The organism is Aquaspirillum soli (assembly GCF_054781915.1).
The window spans coordinates 89,670-103,912 of sequence record NZ_BAAGTM010000008.1; the positions used below are offsets into that span (position 1 = coordinate 89,670).

General features: G+C 49.7%; 12 protein-coding genes and 1 rRNA gene. 8 read left to right on the forward strand and 5 right to left on the reverse strand.

Going from position 1 to position 14,243, the window contains the following annotated elements; genetic code table 11:
- Positions 1 to 62 precede the first annotated feature (62 nt).
- From nusA to pnp, 6 genes are all read left to right on the forward strand, one after another.
- On the forward strand, positions 63 to 1,559 hold the full coding sequence (gene nusA / locus ACYVJG_RS08900; RefSeq protein WP_460430748.1) for a transcription termination factor NusA: 1,497 nt from the start codon (positions 63 to 65) through the stop codon (positions 1,557 to 1,559).
- A gap of 333 nt (positions 1,560 to 1,892) precedes the next feature.
- Entirely contained in the window at positions 1,893 to 4,910 is a 3,018-nt protein-coding gene (infB, locus tag ACYVJG_RS08905; protein ID WP_460430749.1) for a translation initiation factor IF-2, read from the forward strand.
- An 87-nt stretch (positions 4,911 to 4,997) separates the two neighbouring features.
- Entirely contained in the window at positions 4,998 to 5,393 is a 396-nt protein-coding gene (rbfA, locus tag ACYVJG_RS08910; RefSeq protein ID WP_460430750.1) for a 30S ribosome-binding factor RbfA, read from the forward strand.
- Positions 5,390 to 6,325: a tRNA pseudouridine(55) synthase TruB gene (gene truB / locus ACYVJG_RS08915; protein ID WP_460430751.1), complete on the forward strand. Its 936-nt coding sequence runs from the start codon at positions 5,390 to 5,392 to the stop codon at positions 6,323 to 6,325. Before rbfA ends, truB begins: the two co-directional genes overlap by 4 nt.
- A 65-nt stretch (positions 6,326 to 6,390) precedes the next feature.
- Positions 6,391 to 6,660: a 30S ribosomal protein S15 gene (rpsO, locus tag ACYVJG_RS08920; RefSeq protein WP_460430752.1), complete on the forward strand. Its 270-nt coding sequence runs from the start codon at positions 6,391 to 6,393 to the stop codon at positions 6,658 to 6,660.
- 212 nt (positions 6,661 to 6,872) lie between these two features.
- Positions 6,873 to 9,029 carry a polyribonucleotide nucleotidyltransferase gene (gene pnp, locus ACYVJG_RS08925; protein WP_460430753.1) on the forward strand — a complete coding sequence of 719 codons (2,157 nt, stop codon included), beginning with the start codon at positions 6,873 to 6,875 and terminating at the stop codon, positions 9,027 to 9,029.
- Positions 9,030 to 9,108: 79 nt separating this feature from the next.
- On the opposite strand, the gene dapD is transcribed toward pnp, so the two are convergent.
- The 4 genes from dapD to ACYVJG_RS08945 all read right to left on the reverse strand — a co-directional run bounded on the left by dapD (position 9,109) and on the right by ACYVJG_RS08945 (position 13,096).
- Positions 9,109 to 9,960 carry a 2,3,4,5-tetrahydropyridine-2,6-dicarboxylate N-succinyltransferase gene (dapD, locus tag ACYVJG_RS08930; RefSeq protein ID WP_022654559.1) on the reverse strand — a complete coding sequence of 284 codons (852 nt, stop codon included), beginning with the start codon at positions 9,958 to 9,960 and terminating at the stop codon, positions 9,109 to 9,111.
- A gap of 66 nt (positions 9,961 to 10,026) precedes the next feature.
- A complete protein-coding gene (dapC, locus tag ACYVJG_RS08935; protein ID WP_460430754.1) occupies positions 10,027 to 11,229 on the reverse strand; it encodes a succinyldiaminopimelate transaminase in 1,203 nt (400 codons plus the stop codon).
- A gap of 145 nt (positions 11,230 to 11,374) precedes the next feature.
- On the reverse strand, positions 11,375 to 11,704 hold the full coding sequence (locus tag ACYVJG_RS08940) for a hypothetical protein (RefSeq protein ID WP_460430755.1): 330 nt from the start codon (positions 11,702 to 11,704) through the stop codon (positions 11,375 to 11,377).
- A 24-nt stretch (positions 11,705 to 11,728) separates the two neighbouring features.
- Positions 11,729 to 13,096, reverse strand: coding sequence for an NAD(P)/FAD-dependent oxidoreductase (locus tag ACYVJG_RS08945; RefSeq protein ID WP_460430756.1), 1,368 nt, complete (start codon positions 13,094 to 13,096; stop codon positions 11,729 to 11,731).
- Positions 13,097 to 13,253: 157 nt separating this feature from the next.
- Here ACYVJG_RS08945 and ACYVJG_RS08950 point away from each other — a divergent pair, with 157 nt between their 5' ends.
- Both ACYVJG_RS08950 and ACYVJG_RS08955 read left to right on the forward strand, forming a co-directional pair.
- The gene (locus ACYVJG_RS08950) at positions 13,254 to 13,637 is read left to right on the forward strand and encodes a rhodanese-like domain-containing protein (RefSeq protein ID WP_460430757.1); all 384 of its coding nucleotides are present in this window, start codon (positions 13,254 to 13,256) and stop codon (positions 13,635 to 13,637) included.
- Between the two features lie 30 nt (positions 13,638 to 13,667).
- Positions 13,668 to 14,018, forward strand: a complete 351-nt coding sequence (locus ACYVJG_RS08955) for a carboxymuconolactone decarboxylase family protein (RefSeq protein WP_460430758.1) — start codon at positions 13,668 to 13,670, stop codon at positions 14,016 to 14,018.
- A 98-nt stretch (positions 14,019 to 14,116) separates the two neighbouring features.
- Here the strand turns inward: ACYVJG_RS08955 and rrf are convergent.
- Positions 14,117 to 14,229 (reverse strand): 5S ribosomal RNA (gene rrf / locus ACYVJG_RS08960).
- Between the last annotated feature and the right edge of the window lie 14 nt (positions 14,230 to 14,243).

Here is a 14,243-nt window from a genome sequence, read left to right on the forward strand (position 1 = left end):
CGCTCCCCGCCGGCTGGAGCTAATGCCGGCCACAGACCGGAATACAGAATTCGGAGGAATGCATGAGTCGCGAGATTTTGTTGTTAGTAGATGCCTTGGCGCGTGAAAAAAACGTTAGCCGAGAAATTGTATTTGGCGCTTTAGAATTGGCCTTGGCCTCGGCCACCAAAAAGAAGTACAGCCAAGATCATAAAGACCACGGCGATGATATCGACGTGCGCGTGCACATTGACCGCAGCACGGGTCAATATGTGACGTTCCGTCGTTGGGTCGTCGTGGAGGACAATGACCACGAGTTCCCAAGCCGCGAAATTGCCATCACTGATGCTGCCGATCATGGTGTAGAAGCCATCGTTGGGGCAGTGAAAGAAGAACCGATGGAAGCGGTGGAATTTGGCCGTATTGGTGCACAAACCGCCAAACAAGTCATCTTACAACGGATTCGTGACGCAGAACGTGAGCAAATCCTCAACGATTTCCTCGAACGCCGTGAATACTTAGTGAATGGCACCATCAAGCGCATTGAGCGCGGTAACGCGATTGTCGAATGCGGCAAGCTCGAAGCGTTACTGCCTCGTGATCAGATGATCCCGAAAGAAAACTTACGCAATGGCGACCGTGTCCGTGCGTTCTTATTGCGTGTTGACCGTACCGGCCGTGGCCCACAACTGATTTTATCGCGCACCACGCCGTTGTTGGTTGGCAAATTGTTTGCTTTAGAAGTCCCCGAAATCGAAGAAGGCTTGCTGGAAATTAAAGGGTGTGCCCGTGATCCCGGCAGCCGAGCCAAAGTCGCGGTGAAAGCCAACGACCCACGCATCGATCCACAAGGGACTTGTATTGGTATGCGTGGTTCGCGCGTCCAAGCCGTTACCAGCGAATTAGCCGGTGAACGTCTCGATATCGTGTTGTGGTCGAATGACCCAGCGCAATATGTGATCAATGCCCTGTCGCCTGCTGAAGTCGTTCGCATCATGATCGACGAAGATAACCACGCGATGGATGTCGTGGTTGAAGAAGATCAACTGGCATTGGCAATTGGCCGTGGCGGTCAAAATGTCCGCTTGGCGGGTGAGCTGACCGGCTGGGTATTAAACATCATGACTGTGGCAGAAGCGGCCGAGAAAAACGAAGCCGAAGATGCTGAACTGCGTAAGCTGTTTATTGAAGGTCTTGATGTTGATGAAACCACTGCTAGCGTTTTAGTGCGCGAAGGTTTCACCACATTAGAAGAAGTGGCGTATGTGCCGCTGGCTGAAATGTTAGAAATCGCTGATTTCACTGAAGAAACAGTCAACGATTTACGCAACCGCGCCCGCAATGCCCTACTGAATCAAGCTATCGCTTCTGAAGAGAAAGTGGAAACAGTCTCGGAAGAACTGAAAAACTTGGAAGGCATTGATGCCGATACGCTGCGTAAGTTAGCGGAAAACGGCATTGTCAGTCGCGATGATTTAGCTGATTTGGCCATCGATGATCTGGTTGATATGACCGGTATGGATGCCGAAGCCGCAAGTGTTCTGATTTTAAAGGCGCGTGAACACTGGTTTGATCAGTAAACTTTGTTGTTACCCAACAAAGTCGATTCATCTGGGGGCAAACCAACATCACTGATTTGCCTCCACAGCGCGCTGAAATCCTCCTCTGTATTCAGGGGGATAGATAGCGTACGTGATACAACCGTCGTATACTGTTGTCGCCAGTGATAGCCACGCTAGCCTACGGCAGGACATGCCGGAAGTGACGCCTGTGGAGAAACGAGCAGCGGTTGCGCACTCGGCCCAGGAACCCACCGACGCGACTTGAGCGCAGCTTCTCGCGGCACCCGAGCGCAGTAGGAATCCCCCAATCGAAAACGGGGGAGGATGTCAAAAGACAGGATTAAGGAACACATGCTCGAAAACAACGTCAAACAATTTGCTAGCGAACTCAAACTGCAACCGGAACATTTGTTGGACCAGCTGCGTGCAGCAGGGGTGAACAAACAGACGATCAGCGATACGCTGACCCAACAAGACCGCGAAAAACTGTTGTCTTATTTAAAAAGCCGCCACGGTTCGACCGATAGCGGCTCTGTTACTTTGCAGCGCAAGGAAACTTCCGAGATTCGCCGTGCCGATAGCACCGGTAAATCTCGCACGATTCAAGTCGAAGTTCGTAAAAAACGGACGATTGCGCGTCCCGAAGAAGCCAGCCATACCCCAGCCGTAGAAGCCCCTACACCGGCGCCTGCTCTGGTAGAAACACCGGCACCGACACCTGCCCCTGTTGCAGCACCCAGCCCAGCACCAGCGGTCGAAGAAGTGAAAGCAGACATCAAACCGGCTGCCGCACCAGTGGCTGTCAAAGCCGAGCCAGCACCAGCTAAAGCAGCAGACAACAAGCCAGCGAAAACCGAAGAACGCGCTAAACCACACCATAACGGTGGTCAGCCACGTAAAGATGGCCAACGCCAACAAGAACGTGGTGGTCAATCGCGTGATCGTCGTGGCCAAGATAAACGTCAACACAAACCTGCTGTACCCGCCATCAAACCAGCCGTCTTAGCCGCACAGCAAATGAATGAGCCCGTGGTACCGGTTTCTGCTGCCTCGATTTTGACACCAGAAGAAATCGCTGCGCGGGAAGCAGAAGAACGCCGCCAAGCAAAATTGCGTGCGGCACAAGAAGCCCTGATTCGCGAACGCCAACAGCGTGATGCACGCCGCTTAGCAGCAAAAACTGCCAGCGAAGCACCCGCCAAAGCCCCCGAACCAGCGCCTGCACCTGTGGCTGCGCCAGCGCCGACACCGGCGCCTGCTGCTGCCCCGGCACCCACCGCCCGCCCAGCCAACCAACAACGCAACGAGCGCAGTGGTGGTGGCGAGCGTAATTCCCGTCCTGCAGCGCGTCCAGCACCTGCTGCCGCGACACCTGCAGCACCAGCAGTTGAAAAAACGGATAAGCCAGCAGACAAAAAAGCCTCACCGAAAAAAGGCCAACCGAATGGTCGTCATGACCATGAAGATGCGAACAAGCGTCGTGGCCTGAAAACCCGTGGTGGCGATGCTGGCAATACCAATGCGTGGAAAGCTAAACGCGGCGGTAAGAACAGCAAAAACAATCAATCCCAAGCGGCACATGCTTTCCAAGCACCGACTGAGCCCGTGGTGCATGAAGTCCTCGTGCCAGAAACCATCAGCGTGGCGGACTTAGCCCATAAGATGTCGGTGAAAGCTGCCGAAGTCATCAAAGTGCTGATGAAAATGGGCATGATGGTCACCATCAACCAAGTGTTAGACCAAGAAACTGCGATGATCGTCGTGGAAGAAATGGGTCACGTCGCGAAGCCAGCAAAATTAGACGATCCAGAGTCGTATTTGGATGATGTCGATGGCGGTCATCACGAACTGGTGTTGGAAGCCCGCGCACCGGTGGTGACAGTGATGGGTCACGTTGACCACGGTAAGACTTCGTTGCTTGACTACATCCGCCGCACTAAAGTGGCATCGGGTGAAGCCGGTGGGATTACCCAACATATCGGTGCTTACCACGTTGAAACCCAACGCGGCATGATTACCTTCCTCGACACCCCAGGTCACGAAGCGTTTACCGCGATGCGTGCCCGTGGTGCGAAAGCCACGGATATTGTGGTGTTGGTGGTTGCCGCTGACGATGGCGTGATGCCACAAACAATCGAAGCGATTCACCATGCCCAAGCCGCAGGGGTACCGATCGTTGTCGCGGTGAACAAAATTGATAAGCAAGGCGCCAACCCAGAGAAAATCCGTCAAGAATTGTCTGGTCATGGCGTGGTCCCAGAAGAATGGGGTGGCGAGACTCAGTTCATCGACGTATCGGCCAAACAAGGGATTAACATTGATGGCTTACTCGAAGCCATTCTGTTGCAAGCCGAAGTGTTAGAACTGACGGCAGCCAAAGACGCACCGGCTAAAGGCTTGGTCGTTGAAGCACGGTTGGATAAAGGTCGTGGTGCAGTGTCCACCATCTTGGTGCAATCCGGTACCTTGCGTAAAGGCGATGTGCTGTTGGCAGGTTCGGTATTTGGTCGCGTTCGCGCCATGTTGGACGAAAACGGCAAACCAGTGAACGAAGCAGGGCCATCTATCCCTGTGGAAATTCTCGGTCTGTCCGATGTGCCAAGTGCAGGTGAAGATGCGATTGTGCTGACAGATGAACGTAAAGCACGTGAAATTGCCTTGTTCCGTCAAGGTAAATTCCGTGATGTCCGTCTGGCACGTCAACAAGCGGCCAAGCTGGAAAATATGTTTGCTCAGATGGCAGAAGGCGAAGTTCGTACCCTGTCGCTGATTATCAAAGCCGACGTACAAGGTTCTTACGAAGCGTTGGCAAGCAGCCTGCAAAAACTGTCCACCGAAGAAGTGCGCGTCAATATCTTGCACTCCGGTGTGGGTGGTATCACTGAATCTGACGTCAACTTGGCGTTGGCATCACAAGCGGTGATTATTGGCTTTAACACCCGTGCCGATGCACAAGCACGCAAAGTGGCAGAAAATAACGAAGTCGATATTCGCTACTACAACATCATTTACGATGCAATTGATGAAGTGAAGTCGGCCTTGTCTGGTATGTTGGCACCAGAAAAACGTGAGCAAATTTTGGGTACTGCTGAAATCCGTCAAGTGATCTCGGTCTCGAAAGTGGGCAATATCGCGGGTTGTATGGTGACCGATGGCATGATCAAGCGCAGTGCACGCGTGCGTGTGATTCGTCAAAACGTAGTGATTCACGATGGCGAACTCGACAGTCTGAAACGCTTCAAAGACGATGTAAAAGAAGTGAAACAAGGCTACGAATGCGGCATGATGCTGAAAAACTTCAATGAAATTACCGAAGGCGACCAATTGGAAGCCTACGAAGTCATCGAAGTGGCTCGTACCCTGTCATAATTGACGACAGCAAACAACGGCGGGCGTGCAACGTCCGCCGTTTTTCTTTGTCTGATCCCTTTTGTTGCATCTAAGGAGCGTCCTACTATGGCTCGCAAACATTTTTCCCGTTCCGACCGCGTTGCCGCCCAGCTACAGCGTGAACTTGCTGAATTGATTCGTACCGAAGTGAAAGATCCGCGTATGGGTCTGGTCACCATCACCGCTGTGGAAGTGACCCGCGACTATTCACACGCTAAGGTGTTTTACACGGTGATGAATGCCGATAATCTGGATGACACCCAAGACACCCTACAACGCGCAGCGGGCTTATTACGTAGCGGTGTGGCGCGTGCCATCAAAATGTTCTCGGTGCCCCAACTGCATTTTGTCTATGACACTTCCGTTGAACGCGGGATGCACTTGCATTCGTTGATTGAAAAAGTGGCACAGGATGATGCGCTGCTGCCTAAGAACGATGATGATGACAAGGCTGTTTCATGACCGACGCCGCCTCTGTTGATAAACCCGGCAAGCGGCCAGTTCATGGCGTGTTATTGCTCGATAAGCCGCTGTTGTTGTCGAGCAATAGCGCGTTGCAAAAAGCGCGCTGGCACTTTCACGCGCAAAAAGCGGGGCATACAGGTGTCCTCGATCCGATGGCGACGGGGCTATTGCCAGTCTGTTTTGGTGAAGCAACCAAGTTTTCTGCGTTTTTATTAGATGCCGACAAAGGCTATACCGCGACACTGCGATTAGGCCAAACGACGACCACCTTTGATACTGAAGGTGAAATTGTCAATGAACGTCCGGTTGAAGTCAGTCGGGCACAGTTAGAAGCGGTACTGGCGCAGTTTATCGGCCCCATTCAACAACTCCCCCCGATGTACTCGGCGTTAAAATTTCAGGGCAAAGCCTTGTACGAGTATGCGCGGCAGGGTATTGAGATTGAACGAAAAACCCGCGATGTGGTGATTCATCACATCACACTGTTGGCGTTTACCGATGATACGGTGGTGTTAGACGTTCAATGCAGTAAAGGCACTTATATTCGTAGTCTCGCCCATGATATTGGGCAGGCACTTGGCTGTGGCGCTCACTTAACCGCCTTACGCCGTACTCGCACCGCAGGGTTTGCGCTTGACCATGCTCTGACCTTAGAACAGTTGGCCGAGATTCCTTTCACAGAACGGCAGGCAGTTTTATTGCCGGTTGATGTGTTAGTACAACATTTTCCAGCACTAACGGCGACAGATGATGAAAAACATCGTTTAACACATGGTCAGCCTGTGCACAGTCCACAAAATAGTGCGATAATGCAAGACTTTCGTTTGTACGACACAAGCGGAATGTTTTTCGGTTTGGGACAGATTCGCGCCGATGGCCAGCTGTGGCCAAACCGATTGCTGGTCAATACCAGCACGGTAGGAGCATAGAGGGGTGATTGATTGCTCGCTATGCTTGTCTGAGCGCAAGCTCACTGATTATCTGGAGTGATAAAATGGCCATTTCCACGGCAAAAAAAGCAGAAATTGTTAAAGATTTCCAACGTGCAGCAGGTGATACCGGTTCTTCCGAAGTGCAAGTTGCACTGCTGACCGCTCGCATCAACGATTTGACACCTCACTTTAAAGCCAACAGCAAAGACCACCACAGCCGTCGTGGTTTGTTGAAAATGGTGAGCCGTCGCCGTAAATTGCTGGACTATCTGAAGCGTACAGATGCTGATGCTTACCGTAGCCTGATCACCCGCTTGGGTCTGCGTAAGTAATCGCTTGACCACTGGTTTGCTGATTTTGCGAACCTGTTTCGGTCTCTGCTGTCAATAACGGCGGCTTCCGTAAGGAAGCTGCCGTTGTTTTATGGTATTTTCTCAATGTGTACGACGGGATGAGCCTCTACCCTTGGGGTTGTATCCGACCCTAACGGTAGGGGTTCCCGTTGTCTTCCCAAGCAGTTACAACACCAATTTAGGAATCCTCTGTGTTTAATAAAATCACAAAATCTTTCCAGTATGGCCGTCACACGGTTACCTTTGAAACCGGTGAAATCGCACGCCAAGCCGGCGGTTCGGTCTTAGTGTCGATGGATGACACCGTTGTCTTAGTCGCAGTGACTGTTGCACCAGAAGTGAAACCAGGGCAAGACTTTTTCCCACTGACAGTGGACTACCTCGAACGCAGCTATGCCGCTGGCAAAATCCCCGGTGGCTTCTTCAAACGTGAAGGTAAGCAATCGGAAAAAGAAATTCTGACTAGCCGCCTGATCGACCGTCCAATTCGTCCTCTATTCCCCGAAGGTTTCTTTAACGACGTGCAAATTGTTGCCACCGTGATGTCGTTAAACCCAGAAGTGGATTCAGATATTCCAGCGATGTTGGGCGCCTCCGCGGCCCTGATGTTGGCAGGCGTACCATTTATGGGCCCAGTGGGTGCGGCACGGGTCGGTTATCTGAATGGCGAATATGTATTAAACCCAACCAAAGCTGAACTGAGCCAAAGCCAAATGGATTTGGTGGTAGCAGGGACAGAAGCCGCCGTGTTGATGGTGGAATCGGAAGCCCAAGAATTGCCAGAAGAGGTGATGTTGGGTGCGGTGGTATTTGGCCATGAGCAAATGCAAGCGGCCATTCGCGCCATCAATGAATTGGCCGACGAAGTCAATCCCGTGTTAGTCCCGTGGACTGCCCCTGCCAAAAACGAAGCTTTGATTCAACAAATTCGTGATTTAGCGGCGGCTGATATTGCGAATGCCTTCCGTATTCGGCAAAAACAAGCCCGCAGCCAAGCCTTAAACGAAGCATGGAGCAAAGTCAAAGCGGCGTTGATTAGCGAAGACACCGACACCTTGTTAGCCAACGAAATCAAGGGCATTTTCAAGAGCCTCGAAGGGGAAGTGGTACGGGGTCAAATTTTGGCTGGCGAACCACGGATTGATGGCCGCGATACGCGCACCGTACGTCCAATCAGCATCCGCACTAATGTCTTGCCACGCGCACACGGTTCGGTGTTGTTCACCCGTGGTGAAACACAGGCTTTGGTGGTTACCACATTGGGTACCAAAACCGATGAGCAAAAAATTGATGCCTTGTCGGGAGAGTATTCCGACCGCTTTATGCTGCATTACAACTTCCCGCCCTACTCCACCGGTGAAACAGGTCGCATGGGCCCGCCAAAACGCCGTGAAATTGGGCATGGCCGCCTAGCAAAACGCGCCTTGGTCGCTGTATTACCCAACGAAAACGAATTCGCCTACTCGATGCGTGTGGTGTCGGAAATCACCGAATCGAATGGTTCTTCGTCGATGGCATCGGTGTGTGGTGGCTGCTTGGCATTGATGAGCGCCGGCGTACCGCTGAAAGCGCATGTCGCAGGTATTGCGATGGGTTTGATTTTGGAAGAAAACCGCTTTGCCGTTCTGACCGATATTTTGGGTGATGAAGATCACCTCGGCGATATGGATTTCAAAGTGGCTGGCACTGCCTCGGGTATCACTGCATTGCAGATGGATATCAAAATTCAGGGCATCACCAAAGACATCATGCAAGCAGCGTTAGCACAAGCCAAAGATGGCCGTATGCACATCTTGGGTATCATGCAAAACGCAATGGAAGCACCACAGGAAATCTCCGACCACGCACCACGTTTATACGTGATGAAGATCAATCCTGATCGTATCCGTGAAGTGATTGGTAAAGGCGGCGAAACCATCCGCACTATCACCAAAGAAACCGGTACCGAAATCAGCATCGCTGAAGATGGCACCATCACCATCGCTTCCGTCAGTGCCGATGGCGCTGAGGCAGCGAAAAAATGGATTGGCCAACTGACCGCTGAAGTGGAAATTGGTAAAATCTACGAAGGTACTGTGGTTAAAATTTTGGATAAGAATGTCGGCGCGATTGTGTCGATTATTCCAGGCCGTGATGGTTTGGTTCACATCAGCCAAATCGCCAACGAACGTATTGCTAACGTCGGTGATTATCTGAAAGAAGGCCAAGTGGTACGCGTGAAAGTGTTGGAACAAGATGATCGCGGTCGTATCCGCCTGTCGATCAAAGAAGCGGCACGCGAAGAAGCTGCAGCAGCGCAAGCTACAGTGACCACCACAGCGGATGTCAGCGAAGCCCATAACGGTTAATTGATGTCACACTGTTAACAGCAAAAACGCCCACAACATCAGTGGGCGTTTTTTTATTTAGTTTTGCAAAGCGTCGCGATTAGTCGCGCAATAAATCATTGATGCTGGTCTTAGCACGTGTTTGTGCATCGACCTTTTTCACAATCACGGCACAATACAGACTGTGCGAACCATCTTTTGCCGGCAAGCTCCCCGACACCACCACCGAGCCAGCAGGAATACGGCCATAGCTGATCTCACCCGTTTCACGATCGAGAATTTTGGTACTTTGACCGATGTAAACACCCATCGAAATCACAGAACCTTCTTCCACAATCACACCCTCGACAATTTCCGAGCGAGCACCGATAAAGCAGTTATCTTCAATAATGGTTGGATTGGCTTGCAATGGCTCTAACACCCCACCAATACCAACACCGCCGGACAAATGCACATTTTTACCAATTTGTGCACAAGAACCCACCGTCGCCCATGTGTCCACCATGGTGTTTTCACCCACGTAAGCGCCGATATTGACGTACGAAGGCATTAAGACCACGCCTGGAGCAATAAAGGAACCGTGACGCGCAACCGCAGGCGGCACCACGCGGAAGCCCCCTTCACGGAAATCCTCCTTTGAGTAATCTTCAAATTTAGTTGGCACTTTATCGTAGTAACGTGTCGTGCCAGATTTCATCCGCTCGTTGTTGTGGGTACGGAAATACAATAACACGGCTTTTTTCACCCACTGGTGTACTTTCCATTCACCGTTGATTTTTTCCGCTACCCGCAATTTGCCATGGTCCAACTCATTGATGACTTGCGAAATAGCAGAGATTTGGTCATCAGAAGCAGTTTGTGGCGTCAATTCGTTACGATGTTCCCACATATGCTCAATCACCGTTTCTAATGGGTGATGGTGGCCGGGCGTGATATGAATGGCGACACTCATGGTCGTATCCTTTCTTAACAAATCAGAAAAAACGGTTGCACACCACCGTGCAACCGCAGAGGTTTATCACAAAGCTGTTTGCACAAAACGGCGGATACGCTCAGCAGCTTCGACACATTCAGCCAAGGGGGCAACCAAGGCAATACGGATAAAACCTTGACCTGGATTAGCACCCGCCGCATTGCTGCGCGCTAAGAAACTACCGGGGAGAACTGTGACATGCTCTTGTGCAAACAAATCGCGGGCAAATGCCACATCATCCCCTGAAGGCACTCGCGCCCATAAGTAAAAACCAGCTTCGGGGAAATCTGTTTCTAATACTTCCGCCACAATCGGTGTAACAGCTTGGAATTTTTCACGATAGGCCGCACGATTGTTTTCAACATGTTGCTCGTCTTGCCATGCCGCCACGCTGGCCTTTTGTACCGTTGGGCTCATAGCAGCACCATGATAAGTACGATAGAGCAAAAAGGCTTTCAAATAAGCGGCATCGCCGGCAACAAAACCCGAGCGTAAGCCCGGTGCATTCGAGCGTTTTGATAAGCTGGTAAAACAGACTAAACGGCGGAAATCCGTCCGCCCCAGTTGTACCGCCGCTTGCAAGCCCCCTAAAGGCGGTTCTTGCTGCCAAATTTCGGAGTAACACTCATCCGAGGCAATCACAAAACCATAGCGATCTGATAAGGCAAATAATACTTCCCAATCGGCCAGTGTCATCACAGCACCAGTCGGATTACCGGGGGAACAGACAAAAACCAGTTGCGTCCGCTGCCATATTGCCTCAGAAACCTCCGACCAATCGGGTTGAAAACGCCGTTCTGGTTCGCAGTTTAAGTAAACAGGTTCCCCACCAGCTAACAGCGTTGCGCCTTCATAAATTTGATAAAAAGGATTCGGCAATAAAGCCACCGGTTTTTCACCTGAGGCCAACGGCTTGAACGCAATTTGCGTAAAAGAAAATAAAGCCTCGCGACTGCCGCATACCGGTAATATTTCTGTGGCAGGATTAGGGCGTGGAATAGCATAACGCGCTGCTAACCAATCAGCACATGTTGCCCGTAATTCATCACTGCCTTGGGTTGCAGGATATTGCGCCAAACCCGCTAGCCCATCAACCAACGCTTGCCGAATGCAATCGGGAGTAGGGTGTTTAGGTTCACCAATCGATAAGTTAATTGGTGTTCGCTCTGGATTGGGTGTGATACCAGCGAAAAGTTCGCGTAATTTTTGAAACGGATAAGGTTGCAATAAATCAAGCGCAGGATTCATGTCTGATGCAGCCCACTCATTAAAGTAAAGGGACGCATCTTACCCCAAATTGTGCTGTGCTTTGAGCCCAAAGCGCAGACAAAACACAAGAAAAACGGTGGACGAACATCGCCCACCGTTGCAATCTACTTCATCACCGCAACAATCAACGCCGCAAGCTAAACATTGGCCATGCAATTGCCGCTGCCACCAACCCTACACTGGCACAAATCACTATTAAATTAGCCCAATCAACCCAATACGCCATATCGGCCAAAGTGGCATGGGTTGATGCAGGCACTAGCCATAAGCTTAATACTGCAACCACAACAGCAACCATCGCTGTTGGCCGAATAGCAGCCCGCCATTGATACGCTTTCTGTTGTAGCGCTCGTCCATATACCAATGCCAACACCAAAAGCAATACCACGACAGCAGGCAAATACATCCACATCAGCTCGTATAAGATATTTAACGTCAACCAAATTTCATACATAATATTTCTCCTTTTCTGATTAAGTTAAACACGGCCTTTTAAAACTGATAAGTAAGCCGGTTTTAATAAACGATATTTCATTAACCAAGCCATCCAGCTGTCTTGCAATGGTTCAATCATTGGTAAAGAAGGTGTTAAATTGCCATCACCATCAAACTCAACTAATAAGGCAGCACCCTCCCTTAATAATAAAGGACATGAGGTGTAACCATCAAACTCAAGAGAAGGGGATTTACCCGCCATTACATCTAATAAGTTTTGTATGACAATTGGCGCACTTTTCTTAATCGTCGCAGCGGTTTTACCACGTGGTGTACCATTGATGTCACCTAAACCAAAAATATTTGGAAAACGTTTATGCTGTAATGTTTTTTTATCTACCTCCAACCATCCGCCTTTTGCCATCACCCCATCCGTACTGGCAAGCACGCTTTGCCGAATCACATCCGGCGCACTCATCGGTGGCACAACATGAATAAAATCATATTCTCGTTGTTCAACTTGACCATTAGGTAATAAAAAACTCGCCTTACGGGCCGCAATGTCAATCGCCGTTAACTGATTTTCAAAATGAACCGGAATATCCAGCGCTTGCCAACGTTTTAATACTTCATCGTTAATCACTTTTACGCTGAAAATATTTTTCAATGCAGAATAAAAGTCGATCTTTGATGCTTTACGGGTTCCAGCTTCACGTAACCGACTATCTAACATAAAGGTCATTTTCAATGGTGCTCCAGCGCATTTCAAAAAAGTATTAGGCAACGTCATAATAGCCTGACCACCTTTTTGCCGAAACTGATCCATCGCTTTCCATGTGGCTTCTGCTGCATCCGGACTGTAATAAACACTGCCTAGTCCATTATCACCAATGGCTTTAATATCCATTCCTTCAATGGCGCTATAGTTTAATTGCAGACCTGTGGCAATAATCATGTAGTCATAATCCACAGTTTTTCCTGACTCGATACGAACGCGATTTTTTTCTGGCTCAAACCCAACAACCATTTCCTGAATCCATTCCACACCAGATGGAATAAAATCACGATTGCGATCACGCACTTTGTCTTTTGACCATACTCCAGTTGCAACTAAGGTGTAACCAGGTTGATAGTTGTGTTCTTGTTTGCGATCAATAATCGTGATTTTTGCGCCGTCAAGTTCACGATGTAAGCGATTTGCTGCAGCCAAACCGCCTAGGCCACTGCCAACAATAACAATCTTTGCTTGAGTTTTTTGTTGAGTATTGGGAGATGTATCAGCCTGTACCGTGGATAACAAGGTACTTGACGCAGCGGCTGAAAGGGGCAGTAGAGTAGAACCCAATTTAAGAAATTGACGCCGACTGGGGTCAGGATGAGCTAAGCGCGATTCATCGGAAGTAGCAGCCATGTGTGTCTCCTTTGTCGTGACTGGTGGAAAGTATCACAGTCTTTTTTGTTTTTTATACCAAAATACATTATATTTACAGATATAAAGATTGTCTCTAACAATCGATGTTGCACAGCAACTTTAGAAACCTCATCGCCACCAGCAAAAGGAGTGCATTGTGCTAAAAACTGCTCACGACTTAGTTGAAATTGCTAAACAGCAAATCTGTGAAGTCGCACCACTTGAAGTGCAACCGTTATTGCACAGCTCAATGCGAATCATTGATGTTCGAGAACCAGACGAATATGCTGCAGGACACCTACCTGGTGCAGTCAATATTCCGCGAGGGATGTTGGAATTTAAAGTGAGTGGTGAAGCCGATTGGCAAAATCCAGAACAAGCCGTGTTGTTGTATTGTAAAACCAGTGGCCGTGCAGCACTTGCTACCTGCTCACTGCAAAGCTTAGGGTTTACACAAGTGCGCTCAATGGCAGGAGGATTCGATGCTTGGCAAGCAGCAGGCCTACCCATCGAAAAACCTGTACTACCGAAATTTGATTAACCATTTATTTCAGCAACGTTAGGAAAAACCATGTCGTTACCTCAATCTTATCCAGAATTATGTCGTGATGTTTCTGGTGTGTTGCGTACATTTACTAAAAATCAACCAGAAGCCATCGGTGCCTTTTATCAAATGGCAAAGGCGGCCGGAGCTGATGGTGTTTTAGATAAAAAGACCAAAGAGTTTGTTGCATTAGGGATTGCCATTGCAGCACGTTGTGATGACTGTATTGGCTTTCACGTCAAAGCACTGGTTGATTTGGGTGCAACACGACAAGAAATTGAAGAAGTATTAGCAACAGCTGTTTATATGGGCGGTGGCCCATCGTTGATGTATGCATCTCATGCGCTGAAGGCGTTTGAGCAGTTTACAGCAGCATAAGAAAAGCCCCGATTTTCGGGGCTTGATTATTTATTATTTTGTGTGGAGTTAAAAACAAAACCCCCTGCTACAAAATAGCAGGGGGTTTGATGTTGGGGGCTTGGCGGAGACCTACTTTCACACAGGGATCTGCACTATCATCGGCGCTGAGTCGTTTCACGGTCCTGTTCGGGAAGGGAAGGGGTGGTACCAACTCGCTATGGCCGCCAAGCAAAAAGGGTTTGA

Excerpts from the sequence above, each read along its gene's own strand:
- nusA (WP_460430748.1), top strand. The coding sequence starts at position 63 with ATGAGTCGCGAGATTTTGTTGTTAGTAGATGCCTTGGCGCGTGAAAAA.
- infB (WP_460430749.1), top strand. The coding sequence starts at position 1,893 with ATGCTCGAAAACAACGTCAAACAATTTGCTAGCGAACTCAAACTGCAA.
- rbfA (WP_460430750.1), top strand. The coding sequence starts at position 4,998 with ATGGCTCGCAAACATTTTTCCCGTTCCGACCGCGTTGCCGCCCAGCTA.
- truB (WP_460430751.1), top strand. The coding sequence starts at position 5,390 with ATGACCGACGCCGCCTCTGTTGATAAACCCGGCAAGCGGCCAGTTCAT.
- rpsO (WP_460430752.1), top strand. The coding sequence starts at position 6,391 with ATGGCCATTTCCACGGCAAAAAAAGCAGAAATTGTTAAAGATTTCCAA.
- dapD (WP_022654559.1), bottom strand. The coding sequence starts at position 9,960 with ATGAGTGTCGCCATTCATATCACGCCCGGCCACCATCACCCATTAGAA.
- dapC (WP_460430754.1), bottom strand. The coding sequence starts at position 11,229 with ATGAATCCTGCGCTTGATTTATTGCAACCTTATCCGTTTCAAAAATTA.
- ACYVJG_RS08940 (WP_460430755.1), bottom strand. The coding sequence starts at position 11,704 with ATGTATGAAATTTGGTTGACGTTAAATATCTTATACGAGCTGATGTGG.
- ACYVJG_RS08945 (WP_460430756.1), bottom strand. The coding sequence starts at position 13,096 with ATGGCTGCTACTTCCGATGAATCGCGCTTAGCTCATCCTGACCCCAGT.
- ACYVJG_RS08955 (WP_460430758.1), top strand. The coding sequence starts at position 13,668 with ATGTCGTTACCTCAATCTTATCCAGAATTATGTCGTGATGTTTCTGGT.